This window comes from Streptomyces sp. NPDC047971, assembly GCF_040653355.1.
In the GTDB taxonomy this organism is placed as follows: domain Bacteria; phylum Actinomycetota; class Actinomycetes; order Streptomycetales; family Streptomycetaceae; genus Streptomyces.
This window is the reverse complement of the sequence record NZ_JBEZNW010000001.1, coordinates 315,347-338,045: the sequence shown is the minus strand read 5'-3', so window position 1 is coordinate 338,045 and position 22,699 is coordinate 315,347. Positions and strand designations below refer to the sequence as shown.

The 22,699-nt window shown below is 72.4% G+C and carries 19 protein-coding genes and 1 pseudogene; 8 read left to right on the top strand and 12 right to left on the bottom strand.

The features are described 5' to 3' along the window. Window positions 1–222 precede the first annotated feature (222 nt). Window positions 223–1,578: an NAD(P)/FAD-dependent oxidoreductase gene (locus AB0D99_RS01440; protein WP_362355576.1), complete on the top strand. Its 1,356-nt coding sequence runs from the start codon at window positions 223–225 to the stop codon at window positions 1,576–1,578. 88 nt (window positions 1,579–1,666) lie between these two features. Here the strand turns inward: AB0D99_RS01440 and AB0D99_RS01435 are convergent, their stop codons facing one another. From AB0D99_RS01435 to AB0D99_RS01400, 8 genes and pseudogenes are all read right to left on the bottom strand, one after another. After that, window positions 1,667–2,560: an MBL fold metallo-hydrolase gene (locus AB0D99_RS01435; RefSeq protein ID WP_362355574.1), complete on the bottom strand. Its 894-nt coding sequence runs from the start codon at window positions 2,558–2,560 to the stop codon at window positions 1,667–1,669. Window positions 2,561–2,615: 55 nt separating this feature from the next. Then, window positions 2,616–4,331: an aldehyde dehydrogenase family protein gene (locus AB0D99_RS01430; protein WP_362355571.1), complete on the bottom strand. Its 1,716-nt coding sequence runs from the start codon at window positions 4,329–4,331 to the stop codon at window positions 2,616–2,618. Then, window positions 4,328–5,884 carry a GMC family oxidoreductase N-terminal domain-containing protein gene (locus tag AB0D99_RS01425; RefSeq protein WP_362355569.1) on the bottom strand — a complete coding sequence of 519 codons (1,557 nt, stop codon included), beginning with the start codon at window positions 5,882–5,884 and terminating at the stop codon, window positions 4,328–4,330. The genes AB0D99_RS01430 and AB0D99_RS01425 overlap by 4 nt, the downstream gene beginning before the upstream one ends. Continuing rightward, complete coding sequence (locus AB0D99_RS01420; RefSeq protein ID WP_362355567.1) at window positions 5,881–6,813, bottom strand: alpha/beta fold hydrolase; 933 nt, start codon at window positions 6,811–6,813, stop codon at window positions 5,881–5,883. The genes AB0D99_RS01425 and AB0D99_RS01420 overlap by 4 nt, the downstream gene beginning before the upstream one ends. After that, entirely contained in the window at window positions 6,810–8,330 is a 1,521-nt protein-coding gene (locus tag AB0D99_RS01415) for an NAD(P)/FAD-dependent oxidoreductase (RefSeq protein ID WP_362355565.1), read from the bottom strand. Before AB0D99_RS01415 ends, AB0D99_RS01420 begins: the two co-directional genes overlap by 4 nt. A 77-nt stretch (window positions 8,331–8,407) precedes the next feature. Then, a pseudogene (locus tag AB0D99_RS01410) lies at window positions 8,408–9,613 on the bottom strand (acyl-CoA dehydrogenase family protein); the annotation flags it as partial. A 2-nt stretch (window positions 9,614–9,615) separates the two neighbouring features. Further along, window positions 9,616–10,659, bottom strand: coding sequence for a phosphotransferase family protein (locus AB0D99_RS01405; RefSeq protein ID WP_362355563.1), 1,044 nt, complete (start codon window positions 10,657–10,659; stop codon window positions 9,616–9,618). Beyond that, window positions 10,659–11,435: an SDR family oxidoreductase gene (locus tag AB0D99_RS01400; protein WP_362355560.1), complete on the bottom strand. Its 777-nt coding sequence runs from the start codon at window positions 11,433–11,435 to the stop codon at window positions 10,659–10,661. Before AB0D99_RS01400 ends, AB0D99_RS01405 begins: the two co-directional genes overlap by 1 nt. A 135-nt stretch (window positions 11,436–11,570) precedes the next feature. Here AB0D99_RS01400 and AB0D99_RS01395 point away from each other — a divergent pair, with 135 nt between their 5' ends. Next, the gene (locus AB0D99_RS01395) at window positions 11,571–12,203 is read left to right on the top strand and encodes a TetR/AcrR family transcriptional regulator (RefSeq protein ID WP_362355558.1); all 633 of its coding nucleotides are present in this window, start codon (window positions 11,571–11,573) and stop codon (window positions 12,201–12,203) included. Between the two features lie 67 nt (window positions 12,204–12,270). Here AB0D99_RS01395 and AB0D99_RS01390 read toward each other — a convergent pair whose 3' ends face one another. Then, window positions 12,271–13,806: an AMP-binding protein gene (locus AB0D99_RS01390; protein WP_362355555.1), complete on the bottom strand. Its 1,536-nt coding sequence runs from the start codon at window positions 13,804–13,806 to the stop codon at window positions 12,271–12,273. Window positions 13,807–13,941: 135 nt separating this feature from the next. After that, window positions 13,942–15,192 (bottom strand): saccharopine dehydrogenase NADP-binding domain-containing protein, encoded by a 1,251-nt coding sequence (locus AB0D99_RS01385; protein ID WP_362355553.1) that lies wholly within the window; start codon window positions 15,190–15,192, stop codon window positions 13,942–13,944. 397 nt (window positions 15,193–15,589) lie between these two features. On the opposite strand from AB0D99_RS01385, the gene AB0D99_RS01380 reads away from it, so the two are divergent. The 4 genes from AB0D99_RS01380 to AB0D99_RS01365 all read left to right on the top strand — a co-directional run bounded on the left by AB0D99_RS01380 (window position 15,590) and on the right by AB0D99_RS01365 (window position 19,635). Beyond that, window positions 15,590–16,564: a nitronate monooxygenase gene (locus AB0D99_RS01380; RefSeq protein WP_362355551.1), complete on the top strand. Its 975-nt coding sequence runs from the start codon at window positions 15,590–15,592 to the stop codon at window positions 16,562–16,564. A gap of 43 nt (window positions 16,565–16,607) precedes the next feature. Further along, window positions 16,608–17,495 (top strand): crotonase/enoyl-CoA hydratase family protein, encoded by an 888-nt coding sequence (locus AB0D99_RS01375; protein WP_362355549.1) that lies wholly within the window; start codon window positions 16,608–16,610, stop codon window positions 17,493–17,495. Between the two features lie 254 nt (window positions 17,496–17,749). Next, window positions 17,750–18,040, top strand: coding sequence for a hypothetical protein (locus AB0D99_RS01370; RefSeq protein ID WP_362355547.1), 291 nt, complete (start codon window positions 17,750–17,752; stop codon window positions 18,038–18,040). Further along, window positions 18,037–19,635: a transporter gene (locus tag AB0D99_RS01365; protein ID WP_362355545.1), complete on the top strand. Its 1,599-nt coding sequence runs from the start codon at window positions 18,037–18,039 to the stop codon at window positions 19,633–19,635. Before AB0D99_RS01370 ends, AB0D99_RS01365 begins: the two co-directional genes overlap by 4 nt. 47 nt (window positions 19,636–19,682) lie before the next feature. Here AB0D99_RS01365 and AB0D99_RS01360 read toward each other — a convergent pair whose 3' ends face one another. After that, the gene (locus AB0D99_RS01360; RefSeq protein ID WP_362355543.1) at window positions 19,683–19,991 is read right to left on the bottom strand and encodes a hypothetical protein; all 309 of its coding nucleotides are present in this window, start codon (window positions 19,989–19,991) and stop codon (window positions 19,683–19,685) included. Window positions 19,992–20,131: 140 nt separating this feature from the next. On the opposite strand from AB0D99_RS01360, the gene AB0D99_RS01355 reads away from it, so the two are divergent. Then, window positions 20,132–20,275, top strand: coding sequence for a hypothetical protein (locus AB0D99_RS01355; RefSeq protein ID WP_362355541.1), 144 nt, complete (start codon window positions 20,132–20,134; stop codon window positions 20,273–20,275). Window positions 20,276–20,325: 50 nt separating this feature from the next. Here AB0D99_RS01355 and AB0D99_RS01350 read toward each other — a convergent pair whose 3' ends face one another. Further along, the gene (locus AB0D99_RS01350) at window positions 20,326–21,105 is read right to left on the bottom strand and encodes a MerR family transcriptional regulator (protein WP_362355539.1); all 780 of its coding nucleotides are present in this window, start codon (window positions 21,103–21,105) and stop codon (window positions 20,326–20,328) included. A 307-nt stretch (window positions 21,106–21,412) separates the two neighbouring features. Between AB0D99_RS01350 and AB0D99_RS01345 the strand changes: the two genes are divergently transcribed. Further along, on the top strand, window positions 21,413–22,633 hold the full coding sequence (locus AB0D99_RS01345) for a saccharopine dehydrogenase C-terminal domain-containing protein (protein WP_362355537.1): 1,221 nt from the start codon (window positions 21,413–21,415) through the stop codon (window positions 22,631–22,633). The last annotated feature ends 66 nt before the right edge of the window (window positions 22,634–22,699 follow it).

The window sequence follows — 22,699 nt, the reverse complement described above, 5'->3', positions numbered from 1 at the left end:
GGCGAGGCTAGGTCCGTACTTACACGGAGTCAATGACATCGTGTAAGTGACTGCGATTGCTCGTGCGCCCAGGAGTGGCCGGTGGCCGGGGGCTGTCGTGGGGCGCAACGGCTACGGTATTCTCGAAGTCGATTCGAATTCGAGAGTAGAGGCGACGCCGTGGCGAGAGGCACCGTTCGCACGTCGCCCGCGATGACAGACAGGCAGAAGGAGTCGCGAGTGATGGCCGCAGCGCACGATGGGGACGAGAAGACCTGCGACGTCGTGGTGGTCGGCGCGGGGATGTCGGGTCTGATGGCGGCCACGACCCTCGCGGACAAGGCCGATGTCGTGGTCCTGGAGGCGGAGGACCGGCCGGGCGGACGCGTCGAGACCGTCCGCAAGGGCGCGTACTGGATCAACGTCGGGACCCAGTTCACCGAGGGGACCGGGCCGTTGATCGACGCCCTCCACCGGCACGGCGTCGAGATGGGATCCCTGGCCGACACGAGCGTGGCGCTCTTCCTCAACGGCGTGCTGGTCGACGCGTCCGACCCCTTCGCCCTCATGTTCCGCACGCGCATGAGCTTCATGGACCGGGTCGGCCTGGCGCTGGTCGGTGCCCGCGTCCTCTCCGCGGCTCCCTTCCTGGAGTCGGAGAGCCGCCTCGCGAAGAAGGTGCGGGCCAGGCTCGACAAGCGGCTCGCGTCGGACCTCCTGCGCGGTGTCCGCTCCGAGTCGACCCGGGCCGTGGTCCGCTCCTGGTCGGCCCAGTGGATGGGGTGCGAGCCGGAGGAGACGGCCGCGACCCAGCTCGTGGTGTCGATCGGAATCGCCCTGACGGACCCGGCGAAGGTGCCGAACTTCGCCCTGCCGGTCGGCGGCAACCAGACCCTGACCGACACCCTGGCCGCGGACCTCGGCCCACGCCTTCGGCTCGGGTCGACCGTCCGGTCCGTCGAGAAGAGCGGGGACGGGGTCGTCGTGGAGTACGTCGACGCGGGCGGCCCGGCGCGGATACGCGCCCGACGCGCCATCGTCTCGGTTCCCGGCGACATCGCCTCGCGGATCCTTCCCGGGCTTCCGCGGACGCACCGTGAGGCTTTCGACGACATCCACTACGGCCGGTACGTGATCGTCGGCTTCTTCACCGAAGAGGAGGGACCTCAGCCCTGGGACGGTCTCCTCGGCGTATCCACGCCGCAGCTCTCCTTCCAGGCGATGTTCAACCACGCGGCCGCCCTGCGCAAGAGCGGCCCCCGGAAGCCGGGCGGCGCGCTGGCCTGCTTCGCCGGCGGCGCGTCGGCCGACGCCTTGTTCGAGCTCTCCGACGAGGAGATCGTCGCGCGGTTCTCCCAGGACCTGATCTCGGTCTACCCCCAGCTCGACGGGAAGCTGGGGGAGGCGACCGTGCGACGCCACCACCGTGTGGTGCCGTTCTGGGCACCCCGCGGGCGGGAGTCGTTGCCGACGCTGCGCGACCCCCTCGGACCGATCCACCTGGCCGGCGACTACCAGCTCGACATGCCGTCGCTCGCCGACGCGGCGACATCGGGCGAGAACGCGGCGAAGGCGGTTCTCGCGAGCCTGGGACGCTGAGCCCGGGGCCGCCAGGCACACACGGACGTGCGGCGGGCCGCCCTCTCCAGCGGGAGAAGGGCGGCCCGCCGCACGTCCGTCCCCTGCGCTACGTGGCGCGGAACCGCCCTGGTTCGACCTCCAGGACCTGGCCCGAGCCGACCAGCCGGTCCAGATGCCGCGCCGCTGTCCGGCGCTCCACGGGCAGCACCTGGGGGCCTTCGACATGAGGGCGGTAGACCAGGCGGTGACCGGCGATCTCGTCGACGGTCCGCGGCTCGGCGAGGAACGCCAGAAGGGTCGCGTCGCGCCGGGCCGTCACGCCGGCGAAGGCGTCGAGGCGTTCGGCGAACTCGGCGGCGCCCTCGATCACCCCCTTCTGGTGGGCCGTGCCGTACCAGCGGGCGTCGATCTCACGGCAGCGGCGCATCGACGCCTCGAAGTCGGTGAGGCTGCTGCCGACATCCCCGTAGTAGGGGCCGAACGACGTCAGGTCGATGTCCGCCACGAACAGGAATCCGTCCGGCTCGATCAGGAAGCCGCAGTGGCCCGCCGTGTGGCCGGGCAGGTGCACGACGGTCACCGTGCGGCCACCGAGGTCGAAGACGGTGCCGTCCTCGAAACCCGTGGCCTCCGTCCGGTCCCGGACGTGGAAGCGCTCGCGCAGCATCCGCTCGGTCTGCGCGGCGGAGTCCGGAGGGAGGCCGAACCCCTCGACCATGGCCGCGCGGGATCGCAGCGCGGCCAGGTCCCTCACGTGGACGTGGACGGGGACCTCGTACTCGCCGAGACCGGCGACGTGGTCCTCGTGGGCGTGGCTCACGAGGACCACGTCGGCGGCCGGCGCGGTGCCGACGAGCGACAGCGACGGGTCGACGACCAGCGTCTCTGCGGAGCCGCGGACGAGCACCGAGTTGGCGTGGGGATAGGCGCCGCGCTCCGCGCCGACCAGCACGGTGACGCCGCCGCCGTACCCCGTCTCCGTGAATCCGGTGCTGGGCAACGTGCGAACTCCTTCGTGTGCGCGGACGACGGAACGCCGCGTCCGGTGGCGGGCGTCAGCCGCGCAGCGCGGAGGCGAAGATCCTCGGCAGCGCGGTCCATCGGGGCTCGGCGGCGAAGTCGGCGAGGAGACGACCCGTGGTGGCCGCGGTGCGGTTGGTCACGAACCACGGGGGCTTCGGGGACAGCGTCATCCTGCCATGGAGCAGGGCCCGGGGCGCGGGATGGAACGGGCCCCGCACGACGGTGCGTTCCGGGCCGTCCAGCAGCAGCGCGTTGTGCACGACGCCGATGCCGCTCTGCACGTCGTCCACGGTGTGGCCGGGGAAGGCGCCCCAGGGGGCCGTCGCGGTGAGATAGCCGACCCCGGTCCACGCGTTCAACGCGATCGTTCCGTAGCGGAGTTCGGCGATGGCCTCCTCCAGCGCGGGGCCGAGCACGGCGATCGTGCCCGGGTGCGCGATCAGGTTCGCGCCGAGCGTGCCGGTGAGGTCCTCGTTCGCCGTGCGGACCGCCGCGGCGAGGAACTCGCGGGCGTCGCCGGGGAGCTCCAGGACCGCCAGGACGGGGGAGAAGGACTCGACGGTCAGGGCCGGTCCTGGCGCCGCCGGGTCGAGTCCCGTGATGAGCACACGGCCCGCGCCGACGCGCTCGGCGCCTTCGTACGCGTCGAGCGCCCGGGCGACCCGGTCGTCGCTGCCCGGATAGTACGCGGGGCGGGCGGGAGCGTCGGCCAGAGCGGCGCGCAGATGGGCCAGGAAGCGGTCCTTCTGCGGCCAGTCGGAGCTGACCAGCACCACCTGGCTCGCCACGCAGTTGTAGCCGCCGTTGTGCAGCTTCTGCGTCGCGACGTGCTCGGCCTGGTAGCGCAGGTCGGCCTCGGACCAGCCGCCCGGCAGCACGATCGTCGGGGAGACTCCGCCCAGTTCGCTCGTGACCGGCTTGTCGAGCAGCGGTGTCCCGGCCCTCTTCCGCGCGGCGCCCTCCTCGCCGGTGCCGAAGACGATCGCGTCGTGGGTCGCGGCGCTTCCCGTCATGTGGACATGGGCGACCTTCGGGTGCCGCACGAGGTGCGCGCCGACGTCGGCGCCGCCGGTGAGGATCCGGACCGCGCCGAGTTCGATCAGCGGCGCGAGGACCTCGCCGAAGACGGCGAGCAGCCCGTCCGTGACCGGGTTGAGCTTCAGGGCCACCACGCGGTTGTTCGCGTACAGCTCGTAGAGCACGTCCAGGATCGGGATCGAGGTGATGTTTCCCGCGCCGAGCACGACACCCACACCGGCCGTCTCGGCCGGGCGCCGGAGCGCCAGGCCGGCGCGGTCGGCCACCGTCCGCCTCGTGACGCCGGGCGGCATCCACACCTCGGCGCTGAAGCCGTTCAGCAGAAGGAGGTCCCAGACGCTGTGCGGCAGGACGCGGACCGTGACGCGGTCGCCGGGCGCCCGGCCGAAGGAGAACCCGTCGACGGGGCTGCGGCTCTCCTCCAGGGCCTCGATGCTCGCGGCGAGCGCGCCCAGGCCGGTCAGCACCGGATACGGGCCGGTGATCCACTCCTCGCCCACCAGCGGACCGTCCTCCGCGAGCCCCTTGTACGCGGCGGCGGCGCGCACCCACGCCTCCGCCCGCGCGGCGGTCGCCGCCCGCATCCGCTCCAGCAGTTCGCGTCGCTTCGCGCGGTCGCAGGCGGCCCAGGCCGCCTCGCCGCGGACCAGTTCCTCGACGGCACGGTCGATCTCCCGCACGCGATCGGAGGAGGGCGCGGACGTCGTCATCGGACGCCCCCCTTGATGAGGTCGGCCGCCTTCTCCGCGGCCATGACGGTGGGGGCGTTGGTGTTGCCCCGCGGCACCGACGGGAAGACGGAGGCGTCGACGACCCGCAGGCCCGCCACGTCGTACACCCGCAGCTCGGGGTCGACCACCGTGCCGATCGCACACGTCGACGTCGGGTGGAACAAGGTCTGCCCGGAGCGCCGCGCCCAGTCGAGAAGGCCGGCGTCGGAGGACGATTCCGGTACGTCGAAGGGCTCCGTGACCAGGTCGGCCACCGCCGGCCGCGCGGCGATCTCCAGGGCGATCCGGATGCCGGCGACAAGGGCGGCCCGGTCCTCGGCCGTCGTCAGGTAGTTGTGCACGATCCGCGGCGCCGCGTCGGGGCGCGGCGAGCGGAGAGTCACCGCGCCGCGGCTCGTCGGGGCGAGAACGCACGGGCCGAAGGAGAAGCCGTGCCCGGTGGGCGCGCCGAGTCCCTCCTGGTGGAAGAGGACGGGAGCGGCGTGGAACTGCACGTCCGGGGCTTCCAGTTCGGGACGGCTGCGGAAGAACCCGCCCGCCTCGCCGACGTTGGACGTCAGCGGGCCGCGGCCCTCGCCCTGCAGCAGCGCCGCGTTCTCCGGGGTCGCCGCACCGAGCAGGGACTCGGCGTCCGTACGGAAGTTGAGCAGGGTCATGTAGTGGTCCTGCAGGCCCTGTCCGACCGGCAGGTCGCGGACGACGCCGATCCCGAGGGCGGACAGGGCGGCGGCCGGTCCGACACCGGAGAGCATCAGCAGCTTCGGGGACTCGTACGCCCCCGCGGAGAGGATCACCTCCCGCTCGGCCCGGACGAGCTCGACCCCTCCGCCCCGTTCGATCTCGACCCCCGTCGCCCGGCCGCCCTCGATCACCACGCGGTGGGCGCGGGCCGAGGACAGCACGGTCAGGTTCGGGCGGTCGAGGGCGGGGTGCAGATAGGCGACGGCGGCGCTGCACCGCAGTCCGCCGCGCTGCGTCACCTGGTAGCGTCCGACGCCGTCCTGCGTGGGGCCGTTGAAGTCGTCGTTGGCCTTGTGCCCGGCCTGCTCGGCCGCGCGCACGAAGGCGGAGGCGAGCGGATGCCCGGACCTGCCGTCGCTGACCGTCAGCGGCCCGCCCACCCCGTGGTAGAGGTCCTCGCCGCGCTCGTTGTCCTCCGCGCGCCGGAAATACGGCAGCACGTCCGAGTACGACCAGCCGGTGGCTCCGGCCGCGGCCCAGCCGTCGTAGTCGGCGCGGTTGCCCCGGATGTAGATCATCGCGTTGATCGAGCTGGAGCCGCCGAACACCTTGCCCCGGGGCAGATACGTCCGCCGTCCGCCGATGCCCGGTTCCGGGTCGGAGTCCAGGTCCCAGTCCAGGCCGGACTTGAAGAGCTGCGGGAACGCCGCCGGGACGTGGATCTCCTGCGCGGTGTCGGGGCCGCCGGCCTCGATCAGCGCGACCCGCGCGCCGGGGTCCTCCGAGAGCCGCGCCGCGAGCACGCAGCCCGCGGATCCGGCGCCGACGATGACGTAGTCGTACATGTTCATCCCGTCCCTTGAATGAGGAATCCGTGGTGACCCAGGACCCGCGTGAGGAAGTCGAGCTGGTCGGCGAGGGCGCGCCGCTGTCCCGGTCCCGCGTAGACGTCCAGATGGTCCACGGGGTACTCGTGCAGCTCCGCCCGCCGCCCGGCCTTGCGGGCGGTCTGGCGCGCCGCGCCGGGTGGTGCGATGCGGTCCTCCGTGCCGATCTGCACGAGGATCGGGCAGGGCAGACGGCCGACGAAGGCGGTGGGCCGGTTGAGACCGACCTTCAGGGCCGCGCGGGCGCGCACCTCGTTGCGGAAGGTGGGGCCGGCGAACGACGCGCAGATCTCCCGCGCGCGCGGGATCCCCATCATCGCCGGCTCGCCCGGTTCGGCGACGACGGGGAGGTGGTGCGGGGGCCGCGCGGTGACGGCGCGGGCGGCGTCACGCAGCCCGTGCCCGGCCAGGCGCAGCAGCCGGCCGACCCCGGCGCGGCGCACGACGTGGGCGAGCGAGGCGAGGCCGTCGGTCACGGGCGTCAGGGAGACCACCGCCGCGACCCGCGCGTCCTGGGCGGCGACGACGAGGGCGTGCCCGCCCGCGTACGACACGCCCCACAGCGCGATCCGGGCCGGGTCGACGCCGGGCAGCCGCCGGGCGGCCGCGAGGGCCGCGTGGTAGTCCTGCCGCTGGCGCCGGACGGAGACGTCCTGGCGGTGCCTCCCGCCGGAGTCCCCGAAGCCGCGGTAGTCGAAGACGAGCGTGTCGATCCCCGCCTCGGCGAAGCCTTCGGCGTAGTTCAGCAGGCCGCTGTCGCGGGTGCCGCCGAAGCCGTGCGCCATGACCACGCAGGGCCGTCCGCCGGGACCGGCCAGGGAGTCGTTCGTGGCCGGCACGTGCCAGGCGGCGCAGCGGACGCCCCGGCTGACGAAGGTGATGTCGCGCCTCATCCCGCCGCCCCCGGACGCGACCCCGACGCCACCGGGCCAAGGGAGGTGAACCGGAGCGCGCCGTCCTCGACCGGCCCCTCGCGCAGCCGCTCGACGTCCCGCTCGTACGCCATCTCCACCGTCCACGGGCCGCTGGTTCCCGCCCTGGGGAACTCCCCGATGCCCCGCAGGACGTAGTTCGAGCTCAAGTCCATGTACGGCACCCGCGCGGCGGCCGGGTCGTCGTGGACGGCTTCGAAGGTGTCGTGTCCGTGGGCGTCCATGTGGTCGAGGAGCCGGCAGAAGTGCTCGCAGACCAGGTCGACCTTGAGCGTCCAGGAGAGGTTGGTGTAGCCGAGGGCGAAGACGAGGTTCGGTACGCCGGAGAGCATCATCGCCTTGTACGCCATGGTGTCCGAGGGCCTCGTCTCGCGGCCGTCGACGGTCAGCCGGATCTTGCCGAAGGGCGCCATGGCGAGTCCGGTCGCGGTGACGACGACGTCTCCGGTCAGCTCCTGGCCCGACCTCAACCGGATGCCGGTCCTGGTGAACCGGTCGACGTGGTCGGTCACGACCGAGGCCCGCCCGGCCGAGATCGCCTTGAACAGATCGCCGTCCGGCACCACGCACAGCCGCTGGTCCCAGGGGTCGTACCGCGGTGTGAAGTGGGTGGCGACATCGAAGTGGCGGGGGAGTTGCCGGCGGACGCCGGCGATGAGCAGCCTGCGCATCAGCTTCGGCATGCGCCGGCTGGCCTTGTAGACGCCCCGCGTGACCATGATGTTCTTGCGCCGGACGATCCGGTGCGCCCGCCGGTGGCCGACCAGTCTCCGCAGCGCGACGGCCACGGAGTCGTGCGCCGGGACCGAGAACACATAGCTCGGTGAACGCTGCAGCATCGTCACGTGGCCGGCCGTGCGTGCCATCGAAGGGATGAGGGTGACGGCCGTGGCGCCGCTGCCGATGACGATGACGCGCTTGCCGGCGTAGTCGAGGTCCGCGGGCCAGTGCTGGGGATGGACCACGGTGCCGGCGAACTCCTCGATGCCGGTGAACTCCGGTGTGAATCCGGCGTCGTGGTCGTACATGCCCGTGCCGAGGAACAGGAAGCGTGCGGTGAAGCGCGCCTTCTTCCGGCTGCCGGGCTGGTGGGCGGTGACGGTCCACCGTCCTGTCGCGGAGGAGAACTCCGCGCCGACGACCCGGTGCCCGAACCGGATGTGCCGGGCCAGCCCGTGCTCGGCGACCGTCTGCCGCAGGTAGTCGAGGATGAGGTGTCCGTCGGCGATCGACTTGCGGTGGGTCCACGGCCTGAAGCCGTAGCCGAAGGTGGGCATGTCGGAGTCGGAGCGGATGCCGGGGTAACGGAACAGGTCCCAGGTGCCGCCGACCGCGTCGCGGCCCTCCAGGATCACGAAGGACGTGCCCGGGCGGCGGGTCGTGAGCTGGGCGGCGGCGCCGACGCCCGAGATCCCGGCGCCGATGATCAACACGTCGACGTCGGTGGGAGTGGTCCGGCTTGTGGTCGTGTGGGTCACGGGTGGCTCCTGGCCGCGGTGGGGAGGGGCTGTGAGGGGTCGGCGCCCGCCGGTCGGCCGCCGCCGGCCGCCGACCGGCGCCTCAGCTCGGCGCGGGCGAGGGCGTTCCTGTGCGCCTCGTCGGGGCCGTCGGCGAAGCGCAGGGAGCGGATGCCGGCGAAGGCGCGGGCGAGCGGGAAGTCCTGGGACAGACCGCCGGCCCCGTGGATCTGGATGGCCTTGTCGAGGATCCACTGGACCGTCCGGGGCGTGGCGATCTTGATGGCCTGGATCTCGGTGTGGGCACCCTTGTTGCCGACGGTGTCCATCAGCCAGGCGGTCTTGAGGACGAGGAGGCGCAGCTGCTCGATCCGCACCCGGGATTCGGCGATCCACTCGCGGATCACGCCCTGGCGGGCGAGCGGCTTGCCGAAGGCGACCCGTTCCTCGGCGCGGGCGCACATCAGCTCGATGGCCCGCTCGGCGACGCCGATGAAGCGCATGCAGTGGTGGATGCGTCCCGGGCCGAGGCGGGCCTGCGCGATCGTGAATCCGTCGCCCTCCCCGCCGATGAGGTTCGCTGCCGGGACCCGTACGTCGTGGAAGACCATCTCGGCGTGGCCGCCGTGGTCGTGGTCGTCGTATCCGAAGACCTCCATGGCCCGCCTGATCTCGAGGCCGGGGGTGTCGCGGGGGACGAGGATCATCGACTGCCGCCGGTGCCGGTCGGCCTCGGGGTCGGTCCGGCCCATGACGACGAAGACCCGGGCGTTGGGGTTCATCGCTCCGGTGATCCACCACTTGCGGCCGTTGATCACGTACTCGTCGCCGTGGCGGACGATCGAGGTGGCGATGTTGGTGGCGTCCGAGGAGGCGACGTCCGGTTCCGTCATCGCGAACGCGGAGCGGATCTCCCCGGCGAGGAGCGGCTCCAGCCACTCCTTGCGCTGGGCCTCGGTGCCGAACATGGACAGGACTTCCATGTTGCCGGTGTCCGGCGCCGCGCAGTTGAGGGCGGCGGGCGCGAGCTCCGGGGAGCGGCCGGTGATCTCGGCGAGGGGCGCGTACTGCAGGTTGGTGAGGCCGGCGCCCTCCTCGCCGGGGAGGAAGAGGTTCCAGAGGCCACGGCGGCGGGCCTCGGCCCGGAGATCGCCGAGCACCGGGACCGAGTCCCAGGCCCATCGGTCGTCGAGGGCTGCCAGCTGCCGGTGGAACACGGTCTCGGCCGGGTGGATGTGACTCCACATCAGGTCGTGCAGGTTCTCGCGCAGCAGTTCGGTGCGGGGGTCGAAGGCGAAGTGCATGATCAGTGTTCCTTGAGTGCGGCGAGTCCGGCGTCGAGCAGTGGATGGATCGCCTCGCCGATGCGGTCGAAGCCGGGGCCGACCGTCTGCCCGCTCAGATGGCGGAAGTGGATGCCTTCGAGGATCGCGGCGAGTTTGAAGGCGGCGAGGCCGAGGTGGAAGCCGAGGCCGCCGAGGTCGCGTCCGCCGCGGGCGGCGTAACGGGCGATGATCTCCGCCTCGTTCAGGAATCCGGGCGCGTCGCCGGCGTCGGGGGCGACCTCCGGACCGACCAGTCGGGCGAGCCGGGTGTAGAGCAGCATCAGCGCCAGGTCGGTGACCGGGTCGCCGACGGTGGCCATCTCCCAGTCGATGACGGCGCGCGGCCGGTCGTCCCGGTCGACCAGGACGTTGTCGAGCCGGAAGTCGCCGTGGACGACGCCGGGGCGGGCGGCCGCGTCCATCGCGGGTGCGCGTGACTCCAGTTCGGCGTGGAGCGTGACGGCGGCCGGCAGGTCGCGGGTGTACGAGGCGGCCATCTGCTTGCGCCAGCGCGCCACCTGCCGGCCGAGGAATCCCTCGGGGCGGCCGAAGCCGCCGAGCCCGACGGCACCCGGCTCGACCGTGTGCAGGTCGGCGAGGGTGTCCACCAGCGCGCCGGAGATCCGCCGCACCCGCGCGGGGCCGAGGGGAGCCAGGTCCGCGGCCGTGCGGTACGGCCGGCCGTCGACCGCTTCCATGACGTAGAACTCGGCGCCGAGGACGCCGGTGTCGAGACAGAGGCCGTGCAGTCGTGGCACCGGGACCGGGGTGTCGGCGAGCGCGGCCATCACCGCGTACTCGCGTCCCATGTCGTGGGCGGTGGCCAGCACGTGGCCCAGGGGCGGCCGGCGCAGGATCCAGGAGGACTCGCCGTCGGTGAGACGGTACGTCAGATTCGACTTGCCGCCGGTGATCAGGGTGGCCGACAGCGTGCCGACCCGGGCCGTCGGCACGGTCTCGGCGAACCAGGGAAGAAGCCGGGCGAGGTCGAGCCCCGGGGTCGTGTCCGCCTCGCGCGCTCCCATCAGGCACCGCCCGCGGCCGCGAGACCGCCGTCGACGACCAGGGTGCGCCCGGTCATCCAGGCTGCGTCCCCGGAGAGCAGGAACGCCACCACCCCGGCGATGTCGTCGGGGGCTCCGAGCCGCGCCAGCGGATACTCCGCCGCCACCGCGTCCTCCCGTCCCTCGTAGAGAGCGGCGGCGAACCTCGTCTTCACCACGGCCGGCGCGACCGCGTTGACCCGGACGCGCGGGCTCGTCTCGACGGCCAGTTCCTTGGTGAGATGCATCAGCATCGCCTTGCTGGCGCCGTACATCCCGATGCCGGGCTCGGGCCGGATGCCGCTCAGCGAGGCCACGTTGACGACCGCGCCGCCGTGTCCCGACATCCACGCCCGGTAGGTCTTCTGGGCCCATGACAGCGCGGAGAGGACGTTGACCTCGACGATGTCGCGGGCCACCTCGGGATCGAGTTCCATCAGCGGCCCGTACACCGGGTTGATCCCGGTGTTGTTGACCAGCAGGTCGGCGCCGCCGAAGGTGTCGAGTGCCCGGGCGATCACCTCGTCCTGGTGGACGGTGTCCGCCGCGTGACCGGCGACGCCGAGCGCGTGGCCGGGGCCGCCGAGCGTGGCGACGGCCGCGGCCAGGGCGTCCGGCCTGCGTCCGGTGATCACCACCTTCGCGCCCTCGGCGACCAGGCGCTGGGCGATCGCGAGTCCGATGCCCCGGCTGGCGCCCGTGATGATCGCGGTCCGTCCCGCGAATCTCTCGGCCATGACGTCCGACCTCTGGGCCATGGGCTTCTCCGTTCCGTTCGGCTCGCCTGCGTCCGTAATCGATTTCGATTCGACTTCGAGTTTATGAGGTGTTCAGGGTGTGTCAATACGTGACGAGGGGGAAGGTCGGGTCGCGAACTGATACGATCTCGAATCGTGTTCGATAAAAATGCGACAAGCCGGACCCCGGCCCGCCCGGCCGCCCAGCGTCGTGGGCTGGAGCGCAGGAAGGCGATCCTCGACGCCGCCGAGACCCTGCTCGCCGAGCAGGGCTACGAGGCCGCCACCCTGAAGGCGACCGGCGAGCGCGCCGGCATCCCGATCGCCTCGATGTACCACTACTTCGCCGACCGGTACCAGGTCGACGCCGAGCTGCTGCAGCGACACCTGAACGAGCTGGACCGGCTGATCGGCGCCACGCTGGCCGAACCCAGGGCGCGGACGCTGCGCGAAGCCGTCGACATCATGATCGACCTGCTCCTCGACTACCTCCGCCGCCACCGCAGCTGCACGGAGCTGTGGTTCGCGGGTCGTCACGCCACGCTCGACGAGATGGTGCGCGCCTTCGACGAGGCCCAGGCCGAGCGGCTCTGGCGCCACCTCGTCGAGCAGCGCCTGCTCTCGGCCGACACGCCCCTGCTCCCCCTGCTCCTCGCCTTCGAGATCGGCACCCGGCTCTTCGACATCGCCTTCCGGCGCTCGCCCGCCGGGGACGAGGCCACCATCGACGAAGCGCGCCGCCTGGTCACCGCGTACCTGGAGACGTACGTCTCCGAGGGCACGCGGTGACGGCGCCGCCGTCCACGGGCGACCCGGCCGGCGGTCGACGCAGCGGCACGGGCGGCGCGGCCGGCGGCTAACGCAGCGGGTCGCCCCACCGCACCTGGTCGCGCAGCCGGTTCTTGAGGAGCTTGCCTCCGGCGTTGCGGGGCAGCGCCTCGGTGACGACCGTGACGTACTGCGGAACCTTGAAGTCGGCGAGCCGGTCCCGGCAGTGTGCGATCACCCCGGCGAGATCCATCTCCGCCCGGTCGCCGAAGAGGACGGCTCCGACCTTCTCGCCCATGACGTCGTCGGGCACGGCGAGGACGGCGGCGTCGGCGACACCGGGAGCGGAGAGCAGCACCGCCTCGACCTCCACGCTGGAGATGTTCTCGCCACCGCGGTTGATGATGTCCTTGATCCGGTCGACGATGTGCACGCGTCCGGCCTCGTCGACCCGGACGATGTCCCCGGTGTGCAGCCAGCCGTCGGTGATCGCCTCCGCCGTGGCCTCCGGCCTGCGCCAGTAGCCGGTGGTCACCGTCACGCCGCGGACCAGCAGCTCACCCGTGTACGGGTCCTCGCCGATCGGGGCGATGCCGAGGTCCACCGACGGGACCGCGTACCCGACGGAGTCGGCGTGGTCGGCGGCGTCCCGGTCCGGCAGGACGGTGATCAGCGACGCCGTCTCCGTCATGCCGTAGCCGTTGATCACGGTGGCCGCGGGGAAGGCGTCCTTCAGCGAGCGCACGAGCGACGGCGCGATCGGAGCGCCGCCGTACGCCAGCCAGCGCACCCCGGAGACGTCGGCACCGGCGAAGGCCGGATTCCGCAGCAGCAGGGAGTACACCGCGGGCACGGTCACCAGGAACGAGATCCGTTCCTCCGTCAACGCCGCCGTGAGCCGCGGCAGATCGAGACTCGGCATGATCACCGATGTGCCGCCGAGACAGGCGGCGACGACGAACTGCGCGTTGCAGCCGGTGACATGGAACAGCGGCACCGAGATCAGGGTCCGCAGCTCCGGGCCGGCGTCCCGGGGGATGCCGAGACAGCGGATCAGGTTCTCGGCGTTGGTCACGAACGCCTCGTGCGTCGTCGGCACGCCCTTGGGGCGCCCGGTCGTGCCCGAGGTGTAGAAGAGCGCGGCCACGTCCACCGCGTCGAGATCGGCGGTGACGTACGGATCGCCGTCCGGCAGCGGGGTCCCGTCCGCCAGGTCGGCCTTCACGCCCGCGTCGGCCAGGACGAACTCCACCTCCGGAGGCGCCGACCGGGTGTTGACCGCCACGGCGACACCCCCGGCCATCACGGTGCCCCAGAAGGCGAGGGCCCAGTCCGTGCCCGCCTGACAGCGGATCGCGACCCGGTCCCCGGCGGAGACGCCGAGGGCCCGCAGCCCGCCGGCCACGCGCGTGGCGCGCCGCCACAGCTCCGCGTACGTGAGGCGGTCCCCGCCGAGTTCGACGACCGCTTCGGCGTCGGGGCGGATCTCGACGTGGGTGCGGAGCGCGTCGAGCAGCGTCGCGGGCGCGTCCGGGTACCGGGGGGAAGCATCCCCCTCCCTCGCCAGGCCGTCCTGGGAGAAGGGGTTGCGCGAACGCGGGACAGGAGTGATGGGGCGGGGCATCTCGGCGGCTCCAGAACGGGGGCGTGGCGGGCGCGCACGCGGGGTGGGTGGTGGCGACCAGGGCATCACCGCTCCGGGACCTCCCGAGTACGCGGCCACGGTGACGCCCTGGTCGGGGTCGAGTCGGGAGCGTCCCTAGCGCACCGACTCGACGATCTCGTAGCGCGGCGTGCCCACGCGCTCCAGGGCGGTGTAGAAGTCCTCCGGTTCGGCCCAGTCCTCCGGCGCGAAGGATCCGGCGCGCTTGCCGGCCTCGTCGAGTGCCAGCACCATGAACGCGGCGCAGGAGGTGCCCGTCACGGTCGCCATGCTGGCGACGAGGTACGACCCGGGCCCGCTTTCCGGCGTACGGCGGACGGCGACGGCCGGGCGCCCGTTCCGGGTGCCGGTGACGCGGGCCAGCAGCCCGCCCCGCCAGGTGTAGCGGCGGCGGAGGGCGGATGACCCGAGGAACGTGAGGAGTTCGCCCGCGCCGCTCTCGCCCCGGCGGACCTGGGAGATCATGCCGTTCAGGGCGTGGCGCCAGCCCGTGGGAGTTCCGAAGCGGCTCTTGACGATCGCCATCATGAAGTCGACCGCCTCGTCGGAGGTCATCCGGCCCGACTCGATGGCCTGGCCGAGCCCCTTGACGAGGCCGTTGACCGGCGCCGGGTCCATGCCGCCGAGGCAGCGGATGCGCCGCGCCTCGGGGAAGCGACGGGGCATGGTGACGGGCTCGGGGTGGGCCGTCTCGTACAGCAGGGTCTCGCCCAGGCCGCCGCCCATCGGGGCCGATCCGGTCTCGACGTACGACGGGTGGGTGACCGGCCCGCCGTTCTCCCACGTCAGGCAGTCGCCGCCGGCGATGTGCATGAGGTGCTGGATCACCGCCCGGCCCACGTCCGGTCGCTCGTCCCCCACGGTCCAGAACATCTCGATGTCCTCGACGGTGTCCAGCTCGCTCGCGGCGTCCACGGCCAGCACGTTGCTCATGCCCGGGGAGGCGCCGCAGCCGATGTAGAGCGGAATGCCCGCCTCCTGGGCCTTGTCGGCGAGGCTCAGGGCGTGCTGGGTGCTCTCGACGTCGTCGTCGAAGTCGAGGTACGGCACCTTCAGCTCGATGCAGGCCGTGATCACGGGCTCGGAGGTGCGGATGTACGGTCCGGCTCCCAGGACGACGAGGGCGGCGCCGTCGATGACGCCGAGCAGGGCGTCACGGTCGTAGAGGTCGAGCCGCCGGACCTTGACCCGGCCGGCCGGGAGCCGCTTGACGAGCGGCTGCAGCAGTTCGGGCCGGATGTCGCACAGGACGAGCTCGAAGTCGCCCCCCGCCCGCGCGAAGCGTTCGATGGCGACCTTGCACATCTCGCCCGCGGCGCCGATGAAGACGACCCGCCGCGCCGTCATGCGACGACTCCGGTCTCGAGCACCACGACGTCGTAACAGTGGGTCATGACCCGCTCCGTTCTCTTGCCGTCGCCGGGCACGCGCGGCGACCTCCGTGTCGCGTACGGCCGGGAGGACCGAGCGCGATATTCGATGTCGAATCGATTTCGAGTTTAACTCCCGGCCCCTCGCCGTCAAGGCCCCGTCCTCGACGAGGTCGACTCGCCGCGGGTGGACGGGTGGGGTCGTCGGCCGGTGCGCCGTCAGGGCCTTGACAACTCCGCGTCGCGCGGTTCTAAACTCGAAGTCGATTCGAAATCGAATCTCGTCCCGACCCGCCAAGTCGACGGCGACACCAGGGCGCCGCGTGACGCGTACGGCCGCAGAAGAACGGAGAGGGCCCTGGCCGGCCCAGCTCATGATCTCGACGACCTTCACCGAACTGTTCGACGTGGACCACCCGATCGTCTGTGGTGGCATGACCGGAGTGGGCACGGCGGAACTCATCTCCGCCGTGGCCGAGGCGGGCGCGCTCGGGTTCCTCACGGCGCTGACCCAGCCCACCCCGGAGGCGCTGGCGCGGGAGATCGCCCGGTGCCGTGAGCGGACCGACCGGCCCTTCGGCGTCAACCTGACCGTCCTGCCGACCCTCAAGCCGGTGCCCTACGCGGAGTACCGGGCGGCGATCATCGAGAGCGGCGTACGGGTCGTGGAGACGGCCGGCAGCAATCCCGCCGAGCACGTGGCCGACTTCAAGGCGGCGGGCGTCAAGGTGATCCACAAGGCGGTGGCCGTGCGGCACGCCCTCAAGGCGCAGAGCCTCGGGGTCGACGCGGTCAGCATCGACGGCTTCGAGTGCGCCGGACACCCCGGCGAGGAGGACATCCCCGGCCTGGTCCTCATCCCGGCCGCGGTGCGACGCCTGGACATCCCGGTCATCGCCAGCGGCGGCCTGGCGACCGGCGACGGCCTCGCCGCCGCCCTCGCGCTCGGCGCCTGTGCCGTGAACATGGGCACCCGCTTCGTCGCCAGCGCCGAGGCCCCCGTGCACCAGAACGTCAAGGACCAGATCGTGGCCAACGACGAACGGGCCACCCAGCTGGTCTTCCGCGAGTTCGGGAACACCGGCCGGGTCGCGCGCAACGCGATCTCGGAGGAGATCGTCGCCCGCTCGAAGCGGCCCGGGGCGGCCTTCGAGGACGTCGCCGAGCTGGCCTCGGGCGTCCGGGGCCGCACCCGCGTGCTCGAACAGGGGCACATGGACGACGGCCTGTGGTGGGCCGGCCAGGCGCAGGGGCTCATCGAGTCGGTGGCCACCTGCCGGGAGATCGTCAGCGGCATCGTGGCCGACGCCGAGAAGACCATCGCCCGGCTCGCCGACCTCCGCGGCTGAGCCCGGCCGACCCGCCCACGTCACGAAGCAGGAGCAACCCCCGATGACCTGGACCACCCTCCACCACCACGTCGACGACGGCGTCCTCACCGTCACCCTGGACCGGCCGGGCCGCCTGAACGCCTTCACGCCGGTCATGGCCGGGGAGCTCGAGCGCACCTTCACCGAGGTGAACGAGGACGACGACGTGCGCGCCGTCATCGTCACCGGCGCGGGCAGGGCGTTCTGCGCCGGCATGGACCTCGACTCGGACGGCAACGTCTTCGGGCTCGACGAGTCCCGCACCCCCACGCTCGCCGACATGAGCGATCTGCACAGCCCGGACATCAGCCGGGTCAGGGACACCGGAGGCCGGGTCACGCTGGCGATCCACGCCTGCCGGAAGCCCGTGATCGCCGCGATCAACGGCCCCGCCGTGGGGATCGGCGCGACCATGACGCTCGCGATGGACGCCCGGCTGATGTCGACCACGGCGCGCTTCGGTCTCGTGTTCGGCCGGCTCGGCATCACGCCGGAGGCCGCCTCGACCTGGTTCCTGCCCCGTCTTGTCGGCATGCCCAAGGCCCTGGACCTGCTCTACTCCGCCGAGATCCTCGACGCGCGGGCCGCCGAGGACGCGGGTCTGGCGAACGGGGTCCACGACCCCGACCACCTCGTGAAGGAAGCCCGCGCCCAGGCCGACCGCTGGACGCTCGGCCGCTCGCGGGTGGCGACCGCGCTGACCCGTCAGATGACCGTCCGCAACGCGAGCCTGGAACGCCCCGAGGACGCGCACCGGGTGGAGTCCCTGGCGATGTTCTACTCCAGCATCGGCGACGGGGCCGAGGGGGTCGCGGCCTTCCGCGAGAAGCGCCTCCCGCACTTCACGGGCCGAGCCTCCGACATGCCGCCGTTCTACGACGAGTGGATCGCCACCGCCGAGCACGACTGACGGCGCGGAGCCGTCCCGCCCCGGTCGCCGGGGCCGCCGCTCCGTACGCCGTACCCGGCGGCCGAGGCCGCCACGACATACCCCGGTCGCCGGGGCCGCCACGCCGTACCCCGTTCGCCGGGGGCCGCCACTCCGTACCCGGTCGCCGGGGCCGTGACGCCGTACCCCGTTCGCACCACCGGCCACGGCGTGGGCCCCTGGCCGATCCGCCGTACCCGTCCGCTTCCCTCACCCGCTCACTGCCCGGAGGCTCCGTGCGCTCCCCATCCGCCCCGGCCGCGGCCGGCCGGCACGTCCGGCGGACGTTCCTGACACTCAACGCGGTGCCCCTCGGCATCGGCGTCGTGCTGTCCTGCTCCACCGCGCTCACCGCCGTGCAGGTGTACGGCCGGCTCACGCTCGGCGTCGTCTGGGGCCTGGTGCAACTCGCCGTCTTCCTCGGCAGTGTGTGGTGGTACGAGGACCGGTCCACTCGCCTGGCCGAGCCGCGAAGGTCCTCCAGCCCCGCCTCCGCGAGGCAGGAGCCGGGGGCGGTGACCCGGTGACGACGTCGCTCCTGTTGGGCGCGGGCGTACTCGATCCGGTCGGACCGGCCGCCCGTGCCCCCGTGATCAGCGCCTTTCTGGTCTTCATCGGGCTCTGTCTGCTGTGGGTCTTCACCCTCGCGAGTCCGGACGAACGCCCGGACAGGCTCCACACCGCCGACCGCTCCCTCTCGCCGCTCCTCAACGGCCTCGCCCTGGCGGGCGAGTACGTCACCGTCGTCACCCTGTTCGCGGCTTCGGGGGCGATCGCCCTCTTCGGCTACGACGGACTGGCCTCCGCCGTCGACAGCGTCCTCGGGCTCGGTGTCCTGCTCCTGCTCGCCCGCAGGATCCGGGACAGCGGTCACTACACGCTCGGCGGACTGTTCTCCCTGCGGGCCTCGGGCCAGGGGCCCCGCACCGCGGCGGCCGTGGTGACCCTCGCCATCGCGGTGCCGCTGCTCGTCGTCCAGCTACGGGCCGCCGGGATCAGCGCCGCGCTGCTGATCGGCATGTCGAGCGACACGGCACAGGTGGCCTGCACCATCTTGATGGGCTGCCTCGTGGCCTGTTTCGCCGCGGTGGCCGACCTGCGAGGCACCAGCTTCGTCCAGGCGATCAAGGTGCCCGTCACCCTCGTGACGCTCGTGGTGGTCGCCCTGCTCGCCCTGAAGAAGTTCTCGTGGGAGCCCGCCGGCCTCCTCTCGGCCGCGGTGGAGCGCAGCGCGAATCCGGACGGGTATCTGAGCCGGGGGCTCTGGGCGCACACGGCGGGCCTCGGTCCGCTGAACACGATCAGCGACCACATCATCGTGATCCTGGGCATGGCGATGATGCCGCACCTGATCCTGCGTGTCGCCGCGTCGCGCGACGGGCAGGCGGCCCGACGGTCCACGAGCATCGCCGCGGGGCTGACGGGCGTCTTCTACGTCCTCCTCGTCCTGGTCGGTTTCGCCGCGGCGGCCGTGGTCGGCGGAGCGGCGATCGGGGCGGTCGACGCGAACGGACAGGCGGCCCCGATCCTGCTCGCCTCCGGCGTCCTCGACCACGGGTCCACGGCGCGCGTCGTCCTCATCACCGTCGTGGCCTGCGTGGCCTTCCTCACCGTGCTGACGGCGGTGAGCAGCCTGACCTTCGCCGCCGCGGTCAGCCTCACCCACGACGTCCTCGCCCGGGCGAAGCGCCCTCTCTCCGAGACGGGGCAGGTGTGGACGCTCCGTACCGCTGTCGCCGTCCTGTGCGTGGGCGGGGTGACGCTGTCCGCGTCCGTCCACCGCTATCCCGTCGAGTTCCTGGTCACCTTCTCGCTGAGCGTGGCGGCGACCTGTGTCTTCCCGGTGCTCGTCCACTCCTTCTTCTGGCCGCGGTTCGACCATCGGGGACTGGTGTGGTCGGTGTACGGGGGACTGGCGCTCTGCACCGTCCTCACCTTGTTCTCCCCGACCGTCTCCGGGACTCCGTACGCGCTCTGGCCGGACGTGGACCTCGACTGGTACCCGCTCCACAGTCCGGGGGTGGTCTCGGTCCCGGCCGCCTTCCTGCTCGGGTGGCTGGGCAGCAGGAAGCCGGCGGAGGTGGCCGGGCGCCGTTCGTCCCGGCCGCGCGCGGAGGTGTGAGGGAGGGGGCGGTGGGAGCGGCTCGGCGCGGGGGACCGGTGCGCGCCTCAGACCCGCTCCCACCATCCCAGAGCCAGGACGATGCCCTTCTTGAGGGAGCACCCGAAGCCGTGCCCCCGGAGGCCGAAGAAGACCGAGGCGAGCGTGGCCGTCGCCGCGGTCGCCCCGATGACGGCGATGCCGATCTTCCAGGAGATGAAGAATCCGAGGAGCAGGGCCGGGATCAGCATGATCAGGCTTCCGACGGTCGCTTCCCGCAGGACCCGGCTCCAGCTGGCCTTCTGCCAGGTCCGCGCTCTGCGGGAGTACCCCTCGAGGGGGACGTGACGGGTGGTGCCACAGGCTTCGGTGCTCATCACGATCGCTCCCGGGAGGGGTGTGACGATCTCGCCCGCTCACTCACCGGCGGGCCGATTAGATCTCGATTCGAGTTCGAGTTTAAACTCTGGCGAGAGGCTGTCAAATCCGCCCGTACGCGACCTGGAGGGAAGCCGCCATGAACACCGAGGATCACCGCACGGACCGGGCGGGCGAGAGGTGGAAGCTGAGGGGCGCCGCATGGCGCGTGGCCTTCTACGTGCTCGGCGCCTACCTCTTCCTCAACGTGGTGGGCGCGCTGAGCGCGCACGCGCACCGGTGAACCGGCCGTGACGGAGGGGCCGGCCGCCTCGTGTGACCGCCCCGGGGCGGTCACACGGGAGCCCCGAACAGGTCGGCCGCCATCCCGGAGGCGCCCTCCGGGGCGCGTACGTCCAGTCGGAGGCCGTCGGGCGTCAGGTGCAGAGTGAAGTCGAAGAACGCGCAGCAGCTCTGCTCCGCCACCGCCAGCTCGGCGATCCGCCCCGCGAGGACGGGGTCCGCCGGGAACGAGAACCGCAGGCCGTCCTCGATCGTCTCCTGCTGCCGCGCCCTCGCGACCAGCGCTCTCCACCGCTCGGTGCGCTCGCCCAGCTCCCGGCCGTCGAGCGTGCAGCTCACCGGGGCGTCCCGCCACGCCTCCGCGCCCGGTTCCGGCGCGGAGGCGATCGGCCGGAGCTCCACCGGTACGGGCCCGGGTTCCGTGGGCCGGGCCGTCGTGCAGCCGCACGCGGGCCCGCACGGGCCCTCCGGTGCCGGCCCCGACAGCGCGGCGTGGACCTCCGCCAGGTGATCGGAGAGGGTGCGCAGCTCGGCGACCCGCTCGGTCGTCTCCCTCATGCGGTCGGCGAGCAGGGGCAGCATCCGGGCCCTGACCGAGGCGCATGCCCCCTCCTCCCGGACGCGCAGGAGGTCGCGGATCTCCCCCAGGGCGAGGCCCAGCAGCTTCGCGGAGGAGATGAACGCCAGCCGCTCGACCGCGTCCTCGCCGTACACGCGGTATCCGGAGGCGGTTCGCGCGGCGGACAGGAGCCCCGCCGTGTCGTAGAACCGCAGCGTCGTGGCCGGGACGCCCGAGCGTTCCGCCAGCTGCGAGATGCGGTACGTGCTCATGTACTCGACGCTAGACCTTCCACCCCACTCGAAGGTCAAGGCGAGGGGCGGAATCCCCCGGCGGAGGAACCGTCCCGTGGGGTCCTCCTCCGCCCGGCCCCCACCCGCACCGCGTCCGGACCGGCGGCGCCGGCGACCGGTGACCCGAAGCGCCCTGGTGGGAGGCGTCGGGCCGTCGGTGGCCGCCGTGCGGACCTGACGTCATCATCGGGACGAGGGACACGCGCCTCGCGCGCCCCTCGTCCGCCGATGCCGATCTCCCGCCGACCGGGCCGAGCCCCGAGGCGGAGCGAAGGAGTGCTGCACCATGCGCATCCTCATGGTGGGGGCGGGAGGTGTGGGTACGGCGATCACCAGGATCGCGGCCCGCCGATCCTTCTTCGAGCACCTGGTCGTCGCCGACTACGACCAGGCCCGGGCCGAGTCGGCCGTCGCCGCCCTCGGGCCGGACGAGCGCCGCTTCACGGCGGCTCGGCTCGACGCCTCGGATACGGACGCGGTGCGCGCCGCCCTCGCCGAACACCGCTGCGACGTCCTGCTCAACGCCACCGACCCCCGGTTCGTACTGCCCCTCTTCGAGGCCGCGCTCGCCGAGCGCGCCCACTACCTCGACATGGCCATGTCCCTGTCCCGGCCGCACCCCTCGCGCCCGTACGAGGAGTGCGGTGTGAAGCTGGGGGACGAGCAGTTCGCCCGATCGGCCGAATGGGAGGCGGCGGACCGACTCGCCCTCGTCGGCATGGGCGTCGAGCCCGGCCTCTCGGACGTCTTCGCCCGCTACGCCTCCGACACCCTCTTCGACGAGATCGAGGAGATCGGCATCCGCGACGGCGCCGACCTCGTCGTCGAGGGGTACGACTTCGCCCCCTCGTTCAGCATCTGGACCACGATCGAGGAGTGCCTCAACCCGCCCGTCGTCTACGAGGAGGGGCGCGGCTGGTTCACCACCGCGCCCTTCAGCGAGCCGGAGGTCTTCGACTTCCCCGAAGGCATCGGCCCCGTCGAGTGCGTGAACGTCGAGCACGAGGAAGTGCTCCTGGTCCCACGGTGGCTGAACGCGCGGCGCGTCACCTTCAAGTACGGACTCGGCGACGAGTTCATCGGCGTCCTGCGCACCCTCCACAAACTCGGTCTCGACCGCACGGAACCGGTGAGCGTGGAAGGCGCCACGGGCAGGGTCGCCGTCTCCCCGCGGAACGTCGTCGCCGCCTGCCTGCCCGACCCGGCGACCCTCGGCGACCGGATGCGCGGGAAGACGTGCGCGGGCACCTGGGTCAAGGGAACCAAGGACGGACGGCCCCGAGAGGTGTACCTCTACCACGTGGTCGACAACCAGTGGTCGATGCGGGAGTACGGCTCCCAGGCCGTCGTGTGGCAGACCGCGATCAACCCCGTGGCCGCGCTCGAACTCGTCGCGACCGGCGCCTGGCAGGGCCGTGGCGTGCTCGGCCCCGAGGCGATGCCGCCGCAGCCCTTCCTCGACCTGCTCACGGAGTACCAGGCGCCCTGGGGCATGCGCGAGCAGTGACCCGATCGGCCGTCTGCACATGCAGGTCGGGTCGAGCCTTCCTACGATGAACTCGTAGATCTCGCT

Bases quoted from the DNA above. Each gene is read 5' to 3' on its own strand.
- AB0D99_RS01440 (WP_362355576.1), top strand. From the start codon at position 223: ATGGCCGCAGCGCACGATGGGGACGAGAAGACCTGCGACGTCGTGGTG.
- AB0D99_RS01420 (WP_362355567.1), bottom strand. From the start codon at position 6,813: ATGAGGCGCGACATCACCTTCGTCAGCCGGGGCGTCCGCTGCGCCGCC.
- AB0D99_RS01385 (WP_362355553.1), bottom strand. From the start codon at position 15,192: ATGACGGCGCGGCGGGTCGTCTTCATCGGCGCCGCGGGCGAGATGTGC.
- AB0D99_RS01375 (WP_362355549.1), top strand. From the start codon at position 16,608: ATGACCTGGACCACCCTCCACCACCACGTCGACGACGGCGTCCTCACC.
- AB0D99_RS01430 (WP_362355571.1), bottom strand. From the start codon at position 4,331: ATGACGACGTCCGCGCCCTCCTCCGATCGCGTGCGGGAGATCGACCGT.
- AB0D99_RS01350 (WP_362355539.1), bottom strand. From the start codon at position 21,105: ATGAGCACGTACCGCATCTCGCAGCTGGCGGAACGCTCGGGCGTCCCG.
- AB0D99_RS01425 (WP_362355569.1), bottom strand. From the start codon at position 5,884: ATGAACATGTACGACTACGTCATCGTCGGCGCCGGATCCGCGGGCTGC.
- AB0D99_RS01355 (WP_362355541.1), top strand. From the start codon at position 20,132: ATGAACACCGAGGATCACCGCACGGACCGGGCGGGCGAGAGGTGGAAG.
- AB0D99_RS01345 (WP_362355537.1), top strand. From the start codon at position 21,413: ATGCGCATCCTCATGGTGGGGGCGGGAGGTGTGGGTACGGCGATCACC.
- AB0D99_RS01390 (WP_362355555.1), bottom strand. From the start codon at position 13,806: ATGCCCCGCCCCATCACTCCTGTCCCGCGTTCGCGCAACCCCTTCTCC.
- AB0D99_RS01405 (WP_362355563.1), bottom strand. From the start codon at position 10,659: ATGGGAGCGCGCGAGGCGGACACGACCCCGGGGCTCGACCTCGCCCGG.
- AB0D99_RS01380 (WP_362355551.1), top strand. From the start codon at position 15,590: ATGATCTCGACGACCTTCACCGAACTGTTCGACGTGGACCACCCGATC.
- AB0D99_RS01360 (WP_362355543.1), bottom strand. From the start codon at position 19,991: ATGAGCACCGAAGCCTGTGGCACCACCCGTCACGTCCCCCTCGAGGGG.
- AB0D99_RS01400 (WP_362355560.1), bottom strand. From the start codon at position 11,435: ATGGCCCAGAGGTCGGACGTCATGGCCGAGAGATTCGCGGGACGGACC.